21 protein-coding genes, 1 tRNA gene and 2 riboswitches are annotated in these 20,119 nt (G+C 43.8%); of the genes, 12 read left to right on the top strand and 10 right to left on the bottom strand.

Features of this window, described 5'->3' with window-relative positions; all coding sequences use genetic code 11:
- Positions 1-155 precede the first annotated feature (155 nt).
- Positions 156-2,222, top strand: a complete 2,067-nt coding sequence (locus NSQ55_RS00570; protein ID WP_076187206.1) for a PBP1A family penicillin-binding protein — start codon at positions 156-158, stop codon at positions 2,220-2,222.
- A 205-nt stretch (positions 2,223-2,427) separates the two neighbouring features.
- Entirely contained in the window at positions 2,428-2,901 is a 474-nt protein-coding gene (locus NSQ55_RS00565; RefSeq protein WP_038568063.1) for an AbrB/MazE/SpoVT family DNA-binding domain-containing protein, read from the top strand.
- A gap of 79 nt (positions 2,902-2,980) precedes the next feature.
- Here the strand turns inward: NSQ55_RS00565 and NSQ55_RS00560 are convergent, their stop codons facing one another.
- Positions 2,981-3,487: a YwhD family protein gene (locus tag NSQ55_RS00560; protein WP_076187208.1), complete on the bottom strand. Its 507-nt coding sequence runs from the start codon at positions 3,485-3,487 to the stop codon at positions 2,981-2,983.
- Positions 3,488-3,590: 103 nt separating this feature from the next.
- Between NSQ55_RS00560 and NSQ55_RS00555 the strand changes: the two genes are divergently transcribed.
- The 6 genes from NSQ55_RS00555 to NSQ55_RS00530 all read left to right on the top strand — a co-directional run bounded on the left by NSQ55_RS00555 (position 3,591) and on the right by NSQ55_RS00530 (position 9,442).
- Positions 3,591-5,597 carry a M1 family metallopeptidase gene (locus NSQ55_RS00555; RefSeq protein ID WP_076187210.1) on the top strand — a complete coding sequence of 669 codons (2,007 nt, stop codon included), beginning with the start codon at positions 3,591-3,593 and terminating at the stop codon, positions 5,595-5,597.
- Positions 5,598-5,608: 11 nt separating this feature from the next.
- A complete protein-coding gene (locus NSQ55_RS00550; RefSeq protein ID WP_076187222.1) occupies positions 5,609-6,439 on the top strand; it encodes a hypothetical protein in 831 nt (276 codons plus the stop codon).
- Between the two features lie 218 nt (positions 6,440-6,657).
- A riboswitch (cyclic di-AMP (ydaO/yuaA leader) is annotated at positions 6,658-6,796 on the top strand.
- Positions 6,797-6,853: 57 nt separating this feature from the next.
- The gene (locus NSQ55_RS00545; RefSeq protein WP_076130394.1) at positions 6,854-7,282 is read left to right on the top strand and encodes a C40 family peptidase; all 429 of its coding nucleotides are present in this window, start codon (positions 6,854-6,856) and stop codon (positions 7,280-7,282) included.
- Between the two features lie 361 nt (positions 7,283-7,643).
- Positions 7,644-7,786: riboswitch (cyclic di-AMP (ydaO/yuaA leader) on the top strand.
- Between the two features lie 44 nt (positions 7,787-7,830).
- Positions 7,831-8,283 (top strand): C40 family peptidase, encoded by a 453-nt coding sequence (locus NSQ55_RS00540; RefSeq protein ID WP_232061490.1) that lies wholly within the window; start codon positions 7,831-7,833, stop codon positions 8,281-8,283.
- Positions 8,284-8,472: 189 nt separating this feature from the next.
- A complete protein-coding gene (locus NSQ55_RS00535; protein WP_076187212.1) occupies positions 8,473-8,958 on the top strand; it encodes a GNAT family N-acetyltransferase in 486 nt (161 codons plus the stop codon).
- A 127-nt stretch (positions 8,959-9,085) separates the two neighbouring features.
- Positions 9,086-9,442, top strand: coding sequence for a cytochrome c (locus NSQ55_RS00530; protein WP_036679962.1), 357 nt, complete (start codon positions 9,086-9,088; stop codon positions 9,440-9,442).
- Positions 9,443-9,524: 82 nt separating this feature from the next.
- Here the strand turns inward: NSQ55_RS00530 and NSQ55_RS00525 are convergent, their stop codons facing one another.
- Positions 9,525-9,812, bottom strand: a complete 288-nt coding sequence (locus tag NSQ55_RS00525; protein WP_076187214.1) for a 4a-hydroxytetrahydrobiopterin dehydratase — start codon at positions 9,810-9,812, stop codon at positions 9,525-9,527.
- A 228-nt stretch (positions 9,813-10,040) separates the two neighbouring features.
- A complete protein-coding gene (locus NSQ55_RS00520) occupies positions 10,041-10,334 on the bottom strand; it encodes a hypothetical protein (RefSeq protein ID WP_036679966.1) in 294 nt (97 codons plus the stop codon).
- Positions 10,335-10,540: 206 nt separating this feature from the next.
- On the opposite strand from NSQ55_RS00520, the gene motA reads away from it, so the two are divergent.
- A complete protein-coding gene (gene motA / locus NSQ55_RS00515; RefSeq protein ID WP_036679967.1) occupies positions 10,541-11,341 on the top strand; it encodes a flagellar motor stator protein MotA in 801 nt (266 codons plus the stop codon).
- The gene (motB, locus tag NSQ55_RS00510; RefSeq protein WP_076130384.1) at positions 11,325-12,140 is read left to right on the top strand and encodes a flagellar motor protein MotB; all 816 of its coding nucleotides are present in this window, start codon (positions 11,325-11,327) and stop codon (positions 12,138-12,140) included. Before motA ends, motB begins: the two co-directional genes overlap by 17 nt.
- A gap of 113 nt (positions 12,141-12,253) precedes the next feature.
- Here the strand turns inward: motB and rluF are convergent, their stop codons facing one another.
- Together rluF and NSQ55_RS00500 are read right to left on the bottom strand one after the other, a co-directional pair.
- Positions 12,254-12,955 (bottom strand): 23S rRNA pseudouridine(2604) synthase RluF, encoded by a 702-nt coding sequence (gene rluF, locus NSQ55_RS00505; RefSeq protein WP_036679985.1) that lies wholly within the window; start codon positions 12,953-12,955, stop codon positions 12,254-12,256.
- Complete coding sequence (locus NSQ55_RS00500) at positions 12,945-15,272, bottom strand: ATP-binding protein (RefSeq protein ID WP_339170712.1); 2,328 nt, start codon at positions 15,270-15,272, stop codon at positions 12,945-12,947. The genes rluF and NSQ55_RS00500 overlap by 11 nt, the downstream gene beginning before the upstream one ends.
- Positions 15,273-15,576: 304 nt before the next feature.
- Between NSQ55_RS00500 and tadA the strand changes: the two genes are divergently transcribed.
- Entirely contained in the window at positions 15,577-16,098 is a 522-nt protein-coding gene (gene tadA, locus NSQ55_RS00495) for a tRNA adenosine(34) deaminase TadA (protein WP_076130386.1), read from the top strand.
- Positions 16,099-16,668, top strand: a complete 570-nt coding sequence (locus NSQ55_RS00490) for a GNAT family protein (protein ID WP_076187218.1) — start codon at positions 16,099-16,101, stop codon at positions 16,666-16,668.
- Between the two features lie 105 nt (positions 16,669-16,773).
- On the opposite strand, the gene NSQ55_RS00485 is transcribed toward NSQ55_RS00490, so the two are convergent.
- The 5 genes from NSQ55_RS00485 to serS all read right to left on the bottom strand — a co-directional run bounded on the left by NSQ55_RS00485 (position 16,774) and on the right by serS (position 20,065).
- A complete protein-coding gene (locus NSQ55_RS00485) occupies positions 16,774-17,865 on the bottom strand; it encodes a hypothetical protein (RefSeq protein WP_076130388.1) in 1,092 nt (363 codons plus the stop codon).
- 105 nt (positions 17,866-17,970) lie between these two features.
- Positions 17,971-18,123: a small acid-soluble spore protein P gene (locus NSQ55_RS00480; RefSeq protein WP_036679976.1), complete on the bottom strand. Its 153-nt coding sequence runs from the start codon at positions 18,121-18,123 to the stop codon at positions 17,971-17,973.
- An 11-nt stretch (positions 18,124-18,134) separates the two neighbouring features.
- Positions 18,135-18,476, bottom strand: coding sequence for a hypothetical protein (locus NSQ55_RS00475; protein WP_339170708.1), 342 nt, complete (start codon positions 18,474-18,476; stop codon positions 18,135-18,137).
- Between the two features lie 146 nt (positions 18,477-18,622).
- Positions 18,623-18,711 (bottom strand) — tRNA-Ser (locus NSQ55_RS00470).
- Between the two features lie 67 nt (positions 18,712-18,778).
- On the bottom strand, positions 18,779-20,065 hold the full coding sequence (gene serS, locus NSQ55_RS00465) for a serine--tRNA ligase (RefSeq protein ID WP_038568043.1): 1,287 nt from the start codon (positions 20,063-20,065) through the stop codon (positions 18,779-18,781).
- Positions 20,066-20,119: the final 54 nt, after the last annotated feature.

The following is a 20,119-nucleotide window of genomic DNA, read 5'->3' as shown; positions in this document are numbered from 1 at the left end:
CCTTACTCACAATCCCTACTCTGTTATACCGCCAGAGAGGATACCCTATCTACCTTAAACAATCACAAAATAGAAACAATTTGTTACCCTCCATATCCCTAATGAATATCCTTCCAGATCCTTCCCCATAATATGAAAGAAAGGAGTCTGGTGCCATGACACGCGAATCAACGAATCCACCGAAACGAAAAAGCCGCTTCCGGCGTTTATTTCGGCTGCTGGCAGCCTTGATCATATTATTTGTATTAACCACCGGAGCTCTGCTCGGTTATCTATATCAAAAAGATCTTCCACCGATTAGCGATGATGTGCGCTCCAAGCTGTTTGACTCCCGGGGCAATGTTCTTGCCACCTTTACCTCAGACGGCCGCAGCCGTGAACCCGTCAAATTAAGTCAAATTTCTCCCCTGCTCATTGAAGCTACACTAGCAGTCGAGGATCGTAAATTTTATGAGCATTCCGGATTTGATCTGAAAGGGATGGCACGAGCTGTTCTTGTCAATCTGGAAGAGGGGAACCGGTCGCAGGGTGCTAGTACGCTAACTCAACAGCTCGCACGTAACCTCTACCTATCCCATGAAAAAACGTGGACGCGCAAGGCTAAAGAAGCTGTCTATACGATGCAGCTGGAGATGAAATACAGCAAAGATGAAATCCTGAACATGTATTTAAATAATATCTATTATGGCCACGGTGCTTACGGCATTGAAGCAGCCTCACGGATGTATTTTGGTAAATCTGCAGCGGATTTAGACCTGGCAGAGAGTACCATGCTGGCTGGAATTCCAAAGGGACCTACCTATTATTCACCATACAACCACATGGACAATGCTAAAAAGCGCCAGAGAATCATCCTGACCGTCATGGCGAATTTAGGTAATATCACTCAGGAAGAAGCGGGACAAGCCGTCCAAGAGAACTTAAACTTCAAGCCGCAAGGGCAAAAGGATACGCTTGTAGCTGCGCCTTATTTCCGGGATTATATCCGCAATTTGGCTATAGAATCGCTCCACATCAGTAATGATGAGCTGGAGCAAGGCGGACTAAATGTCTATACCACCCTAGACCCTGACATGCAGCATGCCGCAGAAAATGCCGTTGACAAAGAGATGGATCAAACTAGTGATCTGGAGACTGCGCTTGTATCCATCGATCCTCGCACCGGTTACATCAAAGCAATGGTCGGTGGAAAAAATTATCGTACCAACCAGTACAATCATGCTTTGGCCACCACACGCCAGCCGGGTTCTTCCTTTAAACCGATTATGTACTTGGCCGCACTCTCATCCAAAGAGATGACAGGACTTTCGGTCTTCAATAGTCAGCCAACGATGTTTCATTATGATAACAACCGCAAAACGTATCAGCCCCGAAACTTTGGGGATAAGTATCTGGGTGAAATTAATATGCGGCAAGCTATCGCAGCATCCGACAATATCTATGCCGTTAATACAATTATGAAGATCGGCGCGGATAAAGTAAGCGAAATGGCTGCGAAGATGGGCATTGACAGTCCACTTCAAAGCGTACCTTCACTGGCACTGGGCACTTCACCGATCAGTCCGCTTGAAATGGCTGCGGCTTTCGCTGTAATTGGAAACAGCGGTCAGAAAATGCCGACCACAGCCATTCTAAAAATAACCGATTCAAATGGCATGGTCCTGTATGAAGCACCTCAACCCAAAGGAGTAACCGTCGTAGAACCTTCAGCTGCCTATGTACTGACTCGTTTAATGGAGGGGGTATTCGAGACTGGGGGGACGGGCAATCGGGTGGCTTCCTTAATCAAACGTCCGGTAGCCGGCAAGACCGGCACTACGGATACAGATGGCTGGATGGTAGGATTCACCCCGGAGCTATCAACGGCAGTCTGGGTTGGATACGACAAGGGGCGCGACATCGCAACTACCGACGGACGGCGTGCAGCTCCCATTTTCGCCCAATTTACTGAAAAAGCGCTGGAAAATGTCCCTCCAAAAATTTTCCCCATTCCAGATGGAGTGGTCAGCGTATACGTCAATCCGCAATCCGGTAAACTTGCTACAGCAGCATGTCCCGACAAAGAACTGGAAACCTTTATTAGTGGAACTGAGCCCACCGAATACTGCGAATTGCATGGAACTGGCTCCGCTCCTGCTGTCGATGACACACAAAGCAAGGTAGATCCTGCTGAAGAGAATCGTTCCCTATGGAAGAACATTAAACGCTGGTGGTTGAATTAGCTCCTTCATTTATATTGAAGGGGTTTTTCTTTTTTTATAAGTTATATATTGTAGTAACAACAGGATTTCCAAATTCAAATATCACTTATCACATAAGGGATGTAACCGTTTTATTTATTATGCTTACCCCATTCTCTTAACTCTCAATTACTGCTATAATAGTTATTAGAAACCAAAATATAATGATGTAAATGAGGGACATGGGATGAAGGATACAGGCATGATCCGGAGTTTAGACAGTCTTGGGAGAATTGTGGTTCCCGCAGAAATCCGTATGACGCGTAATATCGACATTGGTGATCCTATCGAATTTTTTGTTTTAGACGAAAAAATCATCGTCCTTAGGAAGTACACCTCGACAGAGTGTACATTTTGCAGAAGCCACGACCATGTCACCTACTATAAAGAGCAGTTTATTTGTAGCAGCTGTCTAAAAGAAATTGTCGATCCTGAACGCATGTCTCAATTGCCAGAGTCACGTGAGGATTTTGTTGTTGAGGCACCTGAGCACAACACCAGCATCCGAAAGTCGAAGACAGAGGAAATGTGCCAACGTCTGGAACAAGCTATTGAAGATCATCCCTATGCCAACCAAAAAGAACTTGCAGAAATCCTCGGGATTAGCCAAGCCAGAGTGAGTCAGCTCAAACGCAAGCTTAGCAGTACAAGCAAATCATAAATTAAAAAAGCTTCGACGCTCCTATTTCCGGAGGTCGAAGCTTTTTCTATATCGGATAACCCTTCTGAAGGCTCCTATACTATTCAGTCAGTGCAGCTTTAAGCTCATCTGAGGATGCATTCCACCATGCTTCATTATGAGAGATCAGAAGGGATTTGAGCGCCGACTTCTCAATGGCTCCAAGCCCTGCCACATCGATCTTGCGTTTAAGAGCTGCATCCAGCTTATTGACATGCTCGGCAAGAATTTTCCATCCGCGGCGCGCTTCTGTATCAATCCACATTTCACAGGCTGTGATTCCACCATAAAATTGAGCTTCCAATGTACGGTCTACCGCTACCCATACCACCCAAACCTGTCTTCCATTCGGTATATCTTCACGATTCATGGAAAATTTAATTCCTTTTTCCACCTTGCTCTTGGCATGCATGGCACCGATATCAATAACCGCCACATCACCATCAATAATGACAGGTGAAACGTTGTTGAGATCTATAGAGCCTGCTCCAAAGCCTTTATGTTTACTTTTAGCGTTCACAATATTTAAGGCAATCTGTTTCTTGCCCTCCGGTTGTATGTTGTCCACGAGTGCACACCCTTCCTCTTACGAATAATTTAATTTTAGCTAATAATGCGGCGATTGCAAACATATACATCCCGTAGATGCTTGTCACGGGAGGAATCACACTATGAAGTCACTGTCATTAAAGTACATCATCTTTGCGACCCTGGCCATCCTCGCGCTGCTGGGAGGAGGAATATGGGCCTTTTCAGGGGATAGCTCAACAGCTTCTGTTACTAGCTTTGCTTCAAAAGAGGCCAAGTCCTCCAGCGGCACAGCGCCTGCAGCCGTACCACAGCAGGTATTGCCTGAGAGCGCACCCGTCCCGGCAGAGGAGGCTTTAAGCCAGCGGGTAGTCGAGTATCACATTGATGTCCAGCTTGTTCCTGACACAGAAACCTTAAAAGCTTCTGAGACAGTAACCTGGACACACCCCGGAGTAAAGCCAGTAAGTGATTTATATTTTCACATGTATCCAAATGCATTTGCCTCATCAGATACCACCTTTATGAAGGAATCCGGGGGGACGCTCAGAGGCGACAGCATGCCTGAGAACGGCTTCGGAAATATGACGCTGACCGATCTGCGCACGACAGAGGGAACTTCGCTAATGCAAAGAGTGCAATATGTTCAACCTGATGACGGCAATATCAACGATAAGACGCTTCTAAAGGTACATCTTCCTCAGCCTGTTAATGGTGGGGAAAGTGTAACACTTAAGCTTCAGTATGAAGTCCAGCTGCCCAAAATCTTTGCTCGCATGGGTGCTTCAGGTAACTTCGTTATGGCTGGGCAATGGTTCCCTAAGCTTAGTGTATACGAGCCTAAGGGCACACGCGGAGTTAAAGAAGAAGGCTGGGACCTGCATCAGTATCACGGGACCTCTGAGTTTTACAGTGATTTTGGCATCTTTAATGTAACGATTGCCGTTCCTTCCAACTATACGGTGGCTGCGACCGGATTTCCTGTAAAAAATGCCAAGCTCAAACAAGATCAAAAAATATATCAGTTCTACGCCGATGATGTCCACGACTTCGCTTGGGCTGCATCCCCTGATTTTACAGTAGCAGAGGAAGCTTTCTCTACGCCGGAAGTGCCTGGAGTACGAATTAAGGTGTATCTCGACCCACTGCACAAAGACTTACAAGAGCGTTACCTTCAAGCTGCCAAGGCTGCCCTGACCTACTTCAGCAAATGGTATGGCCCTTATCCCTACTCTACGCTGTCTATTATCGTCCCACCTAAGGAGGGAAACGGCGCTGGAGGAATGGAATATCCTACCCTTATTACAGCCTTTGGGGCCGCAGATTCTTCTCCAGATACCTCACTTGAAAGAACCGTCATTCATGAGATCGGCCATCAATACTTCTACGGTATGGTAGCCAGTAATGAATTCGAAGAGGCTTGGCTGGATGAAAGCTTTACTTCCTATGCCGAAGACAGACTTATGGAACAAGAATACGGTATCAAGTCTAATTTGCCTTTACAGGCCAGCCTGGTGACTATACCTGAGCCGTTAAATCTGGAAACGTGGAAATATGCAGGGGCGGATTCCTATAGCCGAAATGTTTATATCCGCGGCAAGCTTGTACTTAAAGATATCGAACGCCAGGTAGGTACCAAAGCAATGAACAACATCATGTCCTCCTACGCTCGTAAGTTCCGTTTCCAGCATCCCGCTACGTCAGATTTTCAGAAAGTCGTTGAGAAGGTAACCAAAAAATCATGGCAGGCATATTTCGATGATTACATTTATGGTGATGGTGCGCCTGACTTCTCAGTAGATACGATTACTTTTAAAAAAAATAACAGCGGCGATGCTCAAAGCTACGAATCATTAGTGAAGATTTCAAATAAAGGGAGCCATTACGTTGATGTTCCCGTGAAATTCACATTCGCCGACAGCTCTTCGGTGCAGCGGGTCTGGAACGGTGAAGGAGCAGAGACTACGTTTCAATTGTTAAGCGATAAGCCTCTTCTCTCTGCTGAGATTGACCCTGAGCATTCCATCTTATTGGAGAGCAAACATTTAAACAACTTTAGGCTGGCGGAAATAGAGCCCAAGACGCTCTCTCGCTGGACGTTAAGTGTAACTAAACTACTTGAAACCGTGCTCGGAACTCTTGTCTGGTGAGGTGAATGATTGTGAGAACATCGATAACCCGCGGCTGGCAAAGCATGAAGGAGCAATTTTATATTTTAATTCTGCTCTTCATCTACCGACTGCTCTGGGGCTACTTTATGTATGGTTTCATCCGATCTGCTATTATTCCAATTCTACTGCGCTATCCAGATAAAGACGCCGGCGGCAGCGGTATGGGCAGACTGTTGTATTATATCGAGGGACAGTTCAGCTTGAATACTGACCCTGCGATACGCACTTGGTTATGGATGCTTCTAGGACTTGTTGTCTTGCGACTTCTGCTTTCTCCTTTCATAAGGGCAGGATTGCTGCATGAGCTCCACCAGGAGCGAAGGGGCGAGCGCGGACTGTTCTTTTTCCCTGGCATGAAGATCTATGGACTACCTGTCTTAGTCTTTAGCCTAATCGAATGGGTTCTGACCCTGCTGCCGCTTTACTGGCTTGCTCCAAAAATGTACGGGCTGTTCTTATCCTCTTTGTTTAACTACACTTTGTTACTTCATTTAGTACCATACGTATTGGCATGGCTTATATATATTTTTATCGTGCGCCTGTTTCTTCTATATATGCAGTTTGGTTACACCGGCGGTACAGGAATGTTCTCCTCACTGTTCATCTGCTTGCGGTCACTGATTCCTGCTATAGGTGTTTCCATTGTACTTGGTGCGGGAGGCTTGCTCTTACTGCTAGTGTGCGGACTGACGGGTCTGTTCTGTCCCGGCCTGCCGGCACTTATAATACGGCAAATCTCACCACTACCTTCTACGCTCTTAAAAATGTGGGGAATCTCTGCACAATATCATCTATGGTGTAGCAAAGCATTTCCACAATAAATTAACCTTATTTGACATAATAAAAAGGTCCCAATTCCTGTATTCAGGAGCTGGGACTTTTTCTCATTACGGATAACTTAAGAGTATTTGCAAAATCATAAAAGCTCTGTTACAATAAGTCCTGTGCTATTAGTAACAATTTTGTAATCAATTGAAACGATTCCTACATAACTAAATGTATTTATCGTAAGTGTAACTGTCGAAACGTCATTCTCTTGGTGCTTAACACGCCTAATTCCTTTGCACCGGGAAGTGGGGGAACCATATTTTGGGTGAATTGATCTCGCTTTACAGGGATCATAGGGAATCTTCTACCGAACCCTTAAGCTAACCTCGCAGGCCTTGGAAGGAGTACATCTTTTGAAAAGACATAATTTAAGAAAAAAATGCGTCGCTGCGGCGCTAGGACTTGTAATGGCATTATCTATTGGTGGAGGAAGCGCCTTTGCCGACTCTAAGATGGACACTGTAATCTCAAAGACTATTGGAGTTGCCTATAAAACCGGAGGTACAAGCACTGCCGGATTTGATTGCTCTGGATTTACAAAATATGTATTCAAGAATGTGGGTCTTACTTTACCTCGTACATCAAAAGCTCAATATAGCGTTGGAACTGCTGTATCCAAAAGCAATCTGCGTTCTGGTGATCTAGTGTTCTTTAACACACTTGGCAATGGAGTATCCCATGTCGGCATTTATGTTGGAAACGGAAAATTCGCACAATCGTCCTCTTCGCGTGGAGTAACCATCACTTCACTCAGTCAGGCCTACTGGGCCAATCGTTATGTTGGCGCTAAAAGAGTAATGAGTACTTCAGCTTATCAAGCTGTAGCCTTCGATTGAAACCTTCCTCACAACTATAACCTCATAATTACAACTATATGAACCTGAATCTGATTATGCCCGTAATCAAATTCGGGTTTTTCTTTTTCCATAATATATTTTTACACTATTAGAGCCCGATTGAAACACGTTTATTTGATAAAAATTGCAATTATATTAAAAATTAGGTCATTATTAACGCTTACATATGCCTTTCTACCGTAAAAATGCCAATTTTTCTGCATTAATATGTTAAAAACGATTGCCAAGCGGCTTTCTGTTTGTTACAATTAGCGCAGTGAGATTTTAGTAACATTTTTGTAATCATTAAGTTGTTATTTACAAAGGTTTTGTCATGTATTGATTACAAGCTAATCCTAATCAACAGTATGAGCCGAGTTTCCTAACTATTAGGAAAACGGGGGAACCAACTTTGGGTGAATTGACCTCCATTATATAGAGGGGTCATAGGGGACCTTCAACCGAACCCTTAAGCTAACCTCGTAGGCATTTGGAAGGGGTATACACTTTTGAAGAAGAAGTTAGCAGCAGCAGTACTAAGCTTTTCCATCATCCTCACCATCGGAGCAGGAAGCGCTTTCGCAGATTCAAAAATGGATAAAGTGATTGACAAGGCCATCGGTACTAAATACGTATCCGGCGGTATATCCACTAACGGATTTGATTGCTCCGGATTTACAATGTATGTGTTTGATAAGATTGGCATTAACCTTCCACACCAATCAGGTTCCCAATATCAAATGGGCACAGCAATCTCCCGTGATGATATAAGAGCCGGAGATCTTGTATTCTTCAATACAAGTGGCAAAGGTGTCTCCCATGTCGGCATTTATGTCGGTGAAGGTAAGTTCGCACACGCTTCTACCTCACGCGGTGTTACGATTAGCTCTCTGAGTGATAGCTACTACGTGAAACGCTACGTTGGTGCTAAGCGCATTATGAGCACAGACGCTTACCAATCGGTTGCTGCTGAATCGGAAGACAATGATGATGTTCAATAAGTAACGTACATAGGCTCTTTTCCAAGGTAACTCTTGGAGGAGAGCTTGTTTTTTTGTCTTATTACTTATTTACCCCTCTCATAATTTGTAAAACATTCCTCTCATATAAAGTTTCTGAGTCGAACCTCCCCCATTTTGTATATAATTAGTAATATAGCAATGTCCTCGTGAAAGGAGATCGTTGACCTTATGATAAATCCCTCGGTAACTTTTCATGTTGTTCCTATGGAGGCAATTCACGGAGAAGCTATTTGTAAGTGGAGCTATACGCCCCCATATAATATTTATGGCTGGATGCCGTGGGAGCAGATGCAGGCTCTTGGCATCGAGTTTGGCGATCCGCAGCTCCGGGAGGAACAATATATCTCCATATTAAATGAACAAGAGATTTTGTGCGGATTCGCACAGTTGTTCCCGATGGAAGGAGTCGTTCGTTTAGGAGTTGGGATGCGCCCCGATCTATGCGGCCATGGTTTAGGCAAACTATTCGTAGATGCCATCGTCCAGACAGCCTTGAATCGTTATCCTGATCGTGAGATAGATCTAGAAGTCCTGACCTGGAACCAACGCGCCATTCGAACTTATCAAAAATGTGGATTTACGATTACAGATACGTATGAACGCCGCACACCTACAGGAGACAAACCTTTTTATTGCATGGTCTATGACAAATGATATTAAATACCATATATTTCATGAGAATGATTGTATTCTCGTTCATTTTTTTGTCACAAACCCTATGATAACGCTTCACCATAAGCTATAATGTAGGGAGCAGCTTACATAGAAGGGACGAATTGGGATGCAGAAATGGATCATGAGCGGTTTGTTTTTTGCCGCCTGTGCCTTTGCGGTAGTACTCATGTTTACACTTCCGGGTAAAGAAGAGGTAGCGGAAGAAAATAAGCCCACGATGCCGGTAGTTCAACTGGACGCAGCAAAGGCAGAAGCAACCGTGAAAGCCAGCTGTATCACCTGTCACGGCGATCAGCTTCAAGGTGGAGTTGGACCAAGTCTTCAGAATGAAGGTGGCCAGCATGACGCTGAGGAAATCTATAGCATCGTCACTAAAGGACGTGGCCAAATGCCTTCCTTTAAGGAGAAACTAGCGCCTGAAGAGATCGCCAACGTCGCACTCTGGCTCTCAGAGAAAAAGTAACCCACCCAAGCAACTAAAAACGCCCGTGTATGAGATAGGTGACTATCTCTGCACGGGCGTTTATTTTATGATTTCGGCTAAACTAGTGATTTTTTTCAAAGGCTTCATTAAATTGATGCGCCTCTCGAAGATCTAGAGCCGTAATCCCATCTTCTTCATTAGATTCAAGTCGCAGTGTAACTGTTTTATAATCAATCGTAATATGTGGATGATGATCGAAGGCTTCTGAAATCGTGGCTACTTCATCAACAAACGCAATGCCCTTCATATATTGGCTGAACATATATTTTCGTACCATAACGTTATCTTCCAGCTTCCAGCCCTCTAGCTTGGTGATCTCCTCACGCAGTTCCTCTTCCGTAAATAACAATTCGTTTCCTCCCTTACAAAAAATTGCAGTAAAGTGCGCAGTTCCCTTTACTTGTCTTAGGCTTTAAACAAAACATCCCTTAGCTTCTGAGGTCCAAGGGATGTGCCAGGATAATGGCGATATTTTCGATTTAATGTATTCACAAATCCCAGCGATTATAACTCGGCTTTATCAATTTTAACACGGGCTACTAACTACGGGCAAATTACGTCCAGACGTCTCCTCAACCTAAATCAAAACCACTGAAGCCAAATCCTCTTCGCCAACTAAAATATTAATGCGGTGCGTGTCCTTATCGTAAATAATTACGCCGCTCCCCACCTCAATCATAGGTTCATTACCCAGCGCAAAGAAAAGATCCTCAGCCAATGCTTCCCATACCTCCAGCTTTGATTCTTGGGGTAGTTCCTGCCACTCGTCCGGATCCATCTCAAAAAATAAATATCCATCGGAAATTCGTCCGACGGCTTCGGTCAAATCTGTTAGAATTTCACCGTAATCTCTACCATGCTTTACACCCACGTATATCACTCCGTTTTCTTCACAGATGAATAATTACTTACCTTATCCATTATAGCCGAAAAAATGACTTCACAAAAAACCGAATGATGTCGATAAATAAGAATATACGTTAATTCGGTTTCGCACAGAGTGCCCTGCCGCTGTTTCAAGGATGATATACGCGGCATTGTCGGAACACATCTTAAATCTCACGGACGAGGTGCAAAATGGAAATTTCAACAATAATTGGTTTAATTTTTGGTTTGGTTGCTGTAATCTGGGGCATGATCCTCAAGCACGCTCCACTTCATGCTTTGGCCACACCTGCTGCTTACGTTATTATCTTGGTGGGTACGGCAGCGTCTATTTTCATGGCCTTTCCTTTCAACGAGGTCAAAAAGATTCCAAGTCTGTTCAAAATGATTTTTATCAAAAAGAAATTAATCAGTAAACCCGAATTAATCACTATGTTCATGGAATGGGCTTCTATCACACGGCGTGAAGGTCTGTTGGCTCTAGAATCAAAGGTCGATGAAATAGAAGATAACTTCCTCAGGAATGGCATGCGGATGATCATTGATGGAAATGATCAGGATTTTGTCCGCGATGTCCTCATGGAGGATATCCACGCCACAGAGGATAGACATAAAGCAGGAGCGCTCATTTTCTCACAGGCAGGTATGTATGCTCCTACCCTTGGGGTGCTCGGGGCGGTTATCGGCCTCATCGCCGCTCTGGCTGATATGAGTGATATGAACAAATTGGCTGCGGCAATCGGGGCTGCCTTCATCGCCACTTTGCTTGGTATCTTTACAGGTTACGTATTATGGCATCCTATTGCTAATAAGCTGAAACGTCTCTCCAAACAAGAAATCGAAGTTCGAATGATGATGGTCGAAGGTCTTTTGTCCATACAGTCCGGTGTATCTACTATTGCCATCAATCAGAAGCTTGCTGTATTCCTAACACCTTCGCAACGCGTTAAGTTAAATGAGAAGGACGGTGGATCAGGTGAGCAAAAAGACTAGACACGAAGAGCATGAAGAACATGCCGATGAATCGTGGCTGTTACCTTATTCCGACCTCATGACTCTTCTGGTGGCTCTGTTCATCGTTATGTATTCTATGAGCGCAACGGATGCCAAGAAATTTGAAGAGATGAGTCAAGCCTTCAGTTCCGCACTTAATGGCGGTACAGGTATTCTTGAAGAGCGGGCAGCAATGCCTAGTAAAACTCAAGAAGATCTGGGGAAAAATGATAAGATGGGTAGCTCTACTTCCAAGAAAGCTGAAGAAGCAGAAATGGCAAAGCTACGACAAAAGGAACAAGAGGATTTAGAGAAGCTTAAGAAACAATTCGATCAATATATTAAGAGCAACGGTCTAACTGATCTGCTCAGTACGAAGCTTAATCAATCTCAGCTAATGATTACGATCAGTGATAACGCATTGTTCGCCTCTGGCCAAGCCATTGTTAAGGATGATTCGCGGCAATTAGCTAAATCCATCTCAACGATGCTGCAGCAATTCCCGGATTATGATGTAGTAGTGCAAGGGCACACCGACGATATTCCGATTTCCAATAGCAACTATTCATCCAACTGGGATCTGAGTGCGGATCGGGCACTTCAGTTCATGAAGATTTTGCTGCAGAACACGAATCTAAATCCGCGCAAATTTAGTGCGATTGGATACGGCGAGTATCATCCTATTTCGGATAATGACACAGCTACCGGCCGAAGCAAGAATCGCCGGGTAGAGGTTTCCATTATTCGCAAATATCAAGAATCCAAAGAGTTTACAGGGATTGTTCCCTCTGCTGAATAAGTGATTTCGTAAGGTAATAAAAAGAGCTGTCCAAAGGTCTTAGACCCCGGACAGCTCTTTTTTTGTTGCGAGTACTACATTCTATATGGACCTGTAACATTGTAATAACATTCCTACAGTAACTCGTAGTTCAGCGTAGCTCCAAGCTCTTTCTTCTCATCAGCAGACAGCTCCCGCCATTCTCCCGTTTGCAATGCCCCCAGGCGAATATTCATAATCCGAATGCGTTGCAGCTTTCGCACCTCATAGCCAAAAGCGCTGCACATACGACGAATCTGGCGATTTTTGCCCTCTGTCAAAATAATACGGAAGACACGCTCCGTAATACGCGTGACCTCACAGGGCAGCGTCTTCTCACCTAATATTTTCACGCCGCTGGACATGCCGGTAATAAATGATGGCGTAATGGGTCTGTCCACGGTAACCACATATTCTTTTTCATGCCGGCCTTCCGCCCGCAAAATTTTATTAACGATGTCACCATCATTAGTAAGCAAGATTAATCCTTCCGAATCCTTATCGAGACGACCAATCGGGAATATACGCTCATGATGACCTACAAAATCGACAATATTCCCCTTGATATGCTGTTCTGTGGTTGATGTAATCCCTACCGGCTTGTTTAGAGCAATGTAGACCGTCTGGCTTGAGGTTTCAAGCGCTATACCATCTATTCGCACATCATCGCCCGGAACAGCCTGACTGCCCAGCACAGCAGGCTCTCCGTTGATCGTAACTCTGCCGGCATCCACAAGCTTGTCTGCTTCTCGGCGTGAACAGTACCCTGTCTCACTGATGAATTTATTAATTCTCACGTTGTTCTTCACTCCGTTCATCCTTAATGTTGAGCCAAGGTGTAACCCCTCCAGCTGCAGGCAGCTTAATCATAACGGTTGTCCCCCGGCCAACTTCACTTTGTATTTCCAAATGACCCTTATGAGCCTGAATAATACGCTGGCTAATCATTAACCCAAGACCAGTCCCCGATTCCTTATTCGTGAAGAACGGTTCACCCAGCTTAGGTAGCACGTCCTCTGGAATCCCTTCACCCTGATCTTTAATTACAATAAAGACGCAATCCACAGAGTTCCAAAGTTCCATCGAAATGACGCCACCCTCGGGCATAGCCTCAATTGCATTTTTAACAATATTAATAAATACCTGCTTCAGCTGGTTCTCTTCACAATGTACAGTAGCAGCTTGTTCAGAGAATTTCGTACTAAATTGAATATCATGTAGATGAGCCAGACTATCCAATAGAGAAACTACATCACCTAATATGTAGCGAAGATCTTTCTCCTGAAAATGAACGGCTTGTGGCTTAGCCAGAATTAAAAATTCACTGACGATAAGATTAATCCGCTCCAGCTCGGATAACATCAGCTCTATATGAAGCGGAACCAAGAGCTCCTTCTCCTGTTGAAGCTGTAGAAATCCTTTTAATGTGGTAAGAGGATTACGAATCTCATGAGCTACTCCTGCGGCCAATTGGCCGACTGTAGTTAGTTTCTCAGAGCGTCTAAGCAGCTCCTCCATTCGATTGCGTTCCGTCATATCACGAGAAACGTGAATAAAGGAATGGGGATAACCCTCTTCATCTCGAATTATCGAGGTACTAACGCTAACTTCAACTAATGATCCGTCCCGTTTAAGTCTCACTGTCTCGATCGGCGGCAGAACTGCACCATTTCTTAACGCGTCAAGCCGCTCTTCCTCTTGCTTAAGCGCTGTCGCGGGTACAAGATATGGCATATTGCCTATCACTTCTGTTGCACTCCATCCGTACAGCTCCTCAAAGGCTCTGTTAGTGCTAGTGATTCGTCCCTCCATATCCAACGTATGAATCGCATCCGACGTACCGTTAATTACGGATTCCAAATGCTCCTTAACCGCCCGGTTCTCTTCCAGCGTCTGCTTAAGACGATTGGTGCGTTGCATAAGATGAGAAGTCATAGCGTTAATCCGCAAGGCTAATTGACCTAGCTCATCACGAGAGGTTACGCTTAATGGAGGTTCGAACTTACCTCGCGCTACATCATTGACTTTAGCAAGTATAGCCTGAATTGGACGGGTAACAAAACCTGAAAGTATGTAACTACATAGCAAAAATAATGCCAGCAACAACAGAGACGTAGTCAAATAATTGGTTAATTGTTCATGAACTACGGATGAAATCACAGAATAATCCAAAACTACACCGATTACATAAGGTTCCATTTTAGCAGTCTGGATAGGAATGAAGCTTTTGAGTACTCTTTTCCCATGTACTCTCGTCTCCAGTGTAACTGGCTTCTGCTTCTGCTGAGCTAATAGAATGGCCGCTTTATCTTGCTCCACATTACCATAAGTATAGGTACCGAACTTAATTGGGCGGTTGCCAAGTTTCTTTTTAAATGCATCGCTTCCATCGCCCGCCATACTCGCTAAACCAAATGTTGTTGGATTAAATCCTGTAAGCTCTAAAATCCCAGGATTAACTTCTTTGGTTCGCTCTACAATTTGATCGGGATTGGTGATTTTGACATATTCACTAGCCGCAGTATTGAGAATAACAGGATTAATGATGTAGTTGCTTGCTTCATCATGATAATAACCCCACTTCTCAATGAAATCGGGATTGTAGGTTGAATATTCAAATGGGCCTGACCAAAAATGATCCAATGCCTGACCGTGCCCCACAGTGACTTCCTGATTATCAAATAACTCCAAAAGGGCAAGGTACCAGTACCCCCAACCTTGAGTGGACATTCCAATATCAATAGGATTTGATGCCCTTGTCACCACGATATCATTATCAGTCTTTACCAGAATTGAAATATTAGACACGCCCAACTTGGAAGTTAGAGCCTTTAGTCGAGCGTTGGTTATATTCTTATAATCCGGACCCAATTCCTTAGAGGCAAAAATGGCAGCCATTCTTAAGTTATGCGCAATTTGATATTCTACATAGTTAGAGCTATAGTTACTTTGTTCTACAGAAACAGCCATTTGCATAGCGGTGATCTGCATATTATTTACGTTTTCATTTCTTAGATTATTCTGAGCGGCATAAAGGTTAAATGTCAGGTTCAATGCTAAAATTAGCAGTACCGCTCCAAAAATAATAGCAGATAGTTTTGTCTTTATGGACAAACTGTTATTCACCTCTTATCCACTGGTAAATCCTTGCGGAGCCTATAATAAACATCATACCTTTTGCCCCCTCATTTGAAAAGGACATTTAAAACAAGCCTATTAATTCACGAAATATTGAAATTCAAAAGGTGTTTCTCTACAATATATAAGAAACCATCCACATCTTATGCACATATAAACAAATTATTAAAGTCCGATGTGTACAAAAATGTGTATAAGTAGGCTGTTATCCACAGAGTTATGCACATTTTGTTAAGAACGAATATTTGTTCGTTGTACAATGGTTACAGAAGAAGGGAAGATGATCTTGAATATTAAAGCCAATGAATCGCCAGAAGATATACAAGCGGTTCATGAATATTGGATGAGGCAGGCGATCGCAGAAGCACGTAAAGCTGAGGCATTAGGTGAGGTTCCTATTGGCGCTGTCATTGTTCGACATGGTGAAATTATAGGACGTGGATACAATTTACGAGAAACGACAATGGATTCGACAGCCCATGCAGAAATGGTAGCCATTCGCGAGGCCAGCAATGTCATGAATTCTTGGCGTCTGCTGGATTGCCAGCTGTACGTCACCCTAGAACCTTGTCCGATGTGTGCAGGAGCAATAGTGCAGTCCAGAGTGCCTCTCACGGTATATGGAACGCCTGACCCTAAAGCTGGATGTGCCGGGACCCTCATGAACTTGCTTGAAGAGCCGCGATTTAATCATAGAACTGAGGTAATACAGGATGTTTTACAAGAAGAATGTGCAGATCTACTCACCTCCTTCTTTCGCCGTTTACGTAAAAAGCCAATTAAACAAAAGGAGGACTCCTAAATGACCCTTACTCTATATCATACCTCTCAAGGGATCTATATTTCTCCACTTGAGCTTAAGGATGCACAGAGCCTGCTAGAACTTCGTTTAAATAACCGGGTAACCCACGAACCGTTTGAGCCAAAACGTGATGAGCACTTCTTTACCCTGGAGAGTCAGCAACAGATCATCAATCAGCGTATTGAGGACGCCCTACAGGACAGAGCTTATATGTTCGGCATTTATCTGCTGGATGGACAGCTAATCGGTCAGATCACATTGTCCAACGTCTCACGAGGTGTAGCACAATATGCTGATTTAGGATATTTAATGGATCATCGGATGCAAGGACAAGGTTATATGACAGCAGCGGTCGGATTAGTCCTTGGCTATGCTTTCCGAGCCTTAGGTCTACATAGAGTTCAGGCAGCTATTTTATTGCATAATGAAGCTTCACGAAGAGTCCTGGAGAAGAGTGGGTTTAAACCTGAAGGGGTTGCCCGTCAGTATCTTAAAATAAATGGACAGTGGCAGGATCACCAAACCTACGCAATCTTAACTGAAGATGTGCTGACAGAGGAACAGAAATAGGATTCTGCATTGTCGCAGGAATCAGTGCTACTTTTTTTCCTAAAAAAAGACCCGCATGGGCGTATAATATACGCCTCATGCGGGTCTTTATCTTGCGAACTGGGATTAATAAGTTCCCAAACCACCGAATTCTTCTCCAAGTTGATCCATTGTAATTACATCATCACCTTGAGGGATACCAATCTTGAATACCGGCTTTTCGTTGATCTTGCTGTATTGGCCCGTTCCATTTACTGAGAAGGCCACTTTTGTGCCATCTTCCGGATCATTTACTTTAACATCCATCAATAAATCCTGATACACAGCGTATCCGTCCTTATTGATCGCAGTATTATAGTGGAACTGGTTGATGGTAAGGTACTTATCAAGATCAGCTAAGCCCTTATCCAATTCAGTTCTAGCTTCACCTGATGTCAGTTCTTCTTTAGCCTTAGCTAGATCTGCATCTTTAATCTGCAGCATATCCTTGTATTCTTCCTTGCTTACGATATCAATGATTTTTGGCAGGGCATTATTCACCAAGATAGTGATTGCTTCTTTAACATTATCGTTAGTCACTTGGAACTGAACGACTTGTTTAGCTTCCACACCTTCTGGTAAATTAGCATCTTTGGGATCAATCTCGTTAAAATATTTTTCTTCGTCATATTCAGCTAGGACAGTGTCCACCACTTCATTAGACAGCTTCTGCATTTTTTGAGTATCCATCGTACTTGGGTTAAATTCTGCACCCTCCTGCTCTGCCAACGCCTTCAGATCAACCTCTACAAACTTATTGAGGATCGTCTCAGGAATCGGTACGAAAGGAATAGATGGAATCTTAACATACAACTTCTCGGCAGTCATTACCATAGGAACATTAAAGCTCATGCTCATATCGCCTTTCAGATTCAGAACCATAGTTAGTTCTGTCTGCATTGGCTCTGCTTGATATACCCCATCAATGGTAATATCAGCATTCTTAAGCATACTAAGTACCTGTGTAGTCATTGCAGCAGATTCAGCGTCAGAGGTCTCGATCGTAAGATCGTTGATCGTGAATTTACTCTTCATCTCATAAGATGACATTGTAGTCGCTTTAGTAGCGGCTGATTTTAAGGCCTCTTTTGGCGCCTCCTGTTTACTTGCACATCCCGGCAGAATTACTGCTGCTGTAAGCAGCAATGCAGCGGCCGACAAACCCCACTTTTTGTTCATTATTGTTCTCCTCTCCCATTGTAAAAGAAATCTCTCCCCCTCCTATGATAAACCATTTGTAAAAATCAAGAAACACTTCTTTAAAATTCTTAACGTTTTTATTTGTTAACCTTGTGGATTATGGTGGTCAACATGGTTTGCTTGTTTCACCTTTTTAGAACCTGAAAGCGGTTCTGGACCTGAAGGAGCATGGTCTTTTCTCCGCTCACCACTTGTTGGCTCTGCCCCAGGAACAGGGATACTTTTTGGTTTCGACATTTTCATTCCTCCTAAGGATTGGTCAAGTTCTGAAGAGCCTGAGCACATTCATGAATTTGCCGTGAGTATTGCTGTGCCAGCTGCTGTACGGCATCGCTACGCTCATCAATATGGAGACCGCTCTGTTCCACATCCAGCAGATCCACTGCCACTTCTCTGCTATCTACATACTTGCAGCGAAAATCCAGTGAATAGCCTTGATGACCTGCCGCATTAAAATGAATCAGCAAGCTATTCGGATCCCCATTATCCGCCAGCACACTGAAACTATCCCCATCATCCATCAACGCCGGCAAACGCTCCTGCCAGGCTGAGACAAGCTTATGCTGATCAACTTCTAATGTTCTATCCATGATTATGATCATCCTCCTTCTCTAATACATTGCGGAGAAATGAAGCTTTTTATTCTCAATAGAACTAGGTCTACCAAACAAAACAAAAAAACCGTCCCCCAGAGGGAACGGTTTCTATCTAATTATTCTTTAAGTTCATAAAGGAATGGCGGAGAGGATGGGATTCGAACCCATGTGGGCTTGCACCCTAACGGTTTTCAAGACCGCCCCGTTATGACCGCTTCGGTACCTCTCCAAATGCATTTAAATTTCACATGCATTAGGATTGTACCATACAATGCAAAGAAAAAGCAACTATATCTTTAAATAGTTTTTGGTTGTATCGATTTTACATTGCGCATATAAGGTTGTAGGCATTCTGGAATCAGAACACTGCCATCCTCTTGCTGATAATTCTCAAGAATTGCAGCAACCGTACGTCCAACAGCCAAAGCAGAGCCGTTCAGCGTATGAACAAATTCAGGCTTCGATTTTGGATCCTTACGGAAACGAATATTTGCCCGGCGTGCTTGGAAGTCTTCTGTATTTGAGCAAGAGGAGATCTCACGGTACATCCCACTCTCAGGCAACCACACTTCCAAATCGTACGTCTTAGCCGATGTAAAGCCCATATCAGCCGTACATAACCCAAGTACACGATAAGGCAGTCCTAACAGCTGTAGCACACTTTCAGCGTCTGCTGTCATTTTTTCTAATTCCTCATAAGAGGATTCAGGGGTGGTGAGCTTCACCAACTCTACCTTGTTGAATTGATGCTGGCGAATCAAACCGCGAGTATCACGGCCCGCCGAGCCCGCCTCAGAACGGAAACAAGAGCTGTAAGCTACATGGTATTTAGGCAGGTCAGCTGCCGTCAAAATCTCTTCGCGATAGTAGTTCGTTACCGGTACTTCAGCTGTAGGAATCAAATAGTATTCGGTATCCCGCAGCTTGAACAGATCCTCTTCGAATTTAGGCAGTTGTCCTGTACCATACAAGCTGTCTTTGTTTACAATGTAAGGCGGCAGCATTTCCTCATAGTTATGCTCACCACTGTGAAGATCCATCATAAAGTTAATCAGCGCCCGTTCTAGACGTGCTCCAAGTCCTTTATAGAAAACAAACCGGGATCCTGTAACCTTTGCTGCAGCTTCAAAATCAATAATATCAAGCTGCTGCGCAAGCTCCCAATGTGATTTCGGAGTGAATCCGAACTCTTTGGGCTCCGACCAGCGGCGTAATTCAACGTTATCATCCTCGGATTTCCCTACTGGAACTGAATCATGAGGAATATTAGGGATATTCATAGTAAGATCAGCAATCTGAGCTTCCAGTTCACGTACTTCATCATCAAGCTCTTTAATTCGGTCAGATACTGTACGCATTTCTGTAATTAGATCATCTGCTGGCTCGCCGTTCTTTTTCTTTTTCGCTACTTCACCTGAAACTGTATTACGACGGTTCTTAAGACCTTCGGTTTCTTGCAGTAATTCACGTCGACGCAAATCAAGTTGTGGAAAATCAGCAATTAAATCCAGTGATTTGCCCCGTTTTTCTAAAGCCTCTTCCACTCTTGCGTAATCACTACGTAGTATTTTTACATCTAACACAAAGTTTCCCTCCTGAAAACAGCCTAAACTCTTTCAAAATGCTGATTACAGCTT

The organism is Paenibacillus sp. FSL H7-0943, from assembly GCF_037963265.1.
GTDB lineage: Bacteria > Bacillota > Bacilli > Paenibacillales > Paenibacillaceae > Paenibacillus_AQ > Paenibacillus_AQ odorifer.
This window is presented reverse-complemented; position numbering and strand designations above follow the sequence as displayed.

Bases quoted from the DNA above. Each gene is read 5' to 3' on its own strand.
- NSQ55_RS00565 (WP_038568063.1), top strand. From the start codon at position 2,428: ATGAAGGATACAGGCATGATCCGGAGTTTAGACAGTCTTGGGAGAATT.
- tadA (WP_076130386.1), top strand. From the start codon at position 15,577: ATGATCTTGAATATTAAAGCCAATGAATCGCCAGAAGATATACAAGCG.
- NSQ55_RS00490 (WP_076187218.1), top strand. From the start codon at position 16,099: ATGACCCTTACTCTATATCATACCTCTCAAGGGATCTATATTTCTCCA.
- NSQ55_RS00475 (WP_339170708.1), bottom strand. From the start codon at position 18,476: ATGGATAGAACATTAGAAGTTGATCAGCATAAGCTTGTCTCAGCCTGG.
- NSQ55_RS00535 (WP_076187212.1), top strand. From the start codon at position 8,473: ATGATAAATCCCTCGGTAACTTTTCATGTTGTTCCTATGGAGGCAATT.
- motA (WP_036679967.1), top strand. From the start codon at position 10,541: ATGGAAATTTCAACAATAATTGGTTTAATTTTTGGTTTGGTTGCTGTA.
- NSQ55_RS00570 (WP_076187206.1), top strand. From the start codon at position 156: ATGACACGCGAATCAACGAATCCACCGAAACGAAAAAGCCGCTTCCGG.
- NSQ55_RS00530 (WP_036679962.1), top strand. From the start codon at position 9,086: ATGCAGAAATGGATCATGAGCGGTTTGTTTTTTGCCGCCTGTGCCTTT.
- NSQ55_RS00555 (WP_076187210.1), top strand. From the start codon at position 3,591: ATGAAGTCACTGTCATTAAAGTACATCATCTTTGCGACCCTGGCCATC.
- NSQ55_RS00545 (WP_076130394.1), top strand. From the start codon at position 6,854: ATGGCATTATCTATTGGTGGAGGAAGCGCCTTTGCCGACTCTAAGATG.
- NSQ55_RS00480 (WP_036679976.1), bottom strand. From the start codon at position 18,123: ATGTCGAAACCAAAAAGTATCCCTGTTCCTGGGGCAGAGCCAACAAGT.
- NSQ55_RS00485 (WP_076130388.1), bottom strand. From the start codon at position 17,865: ATGAACAAAAAGTGGGGTTTGTCGGCCGCTGCATTGCTGCTTACAGCA.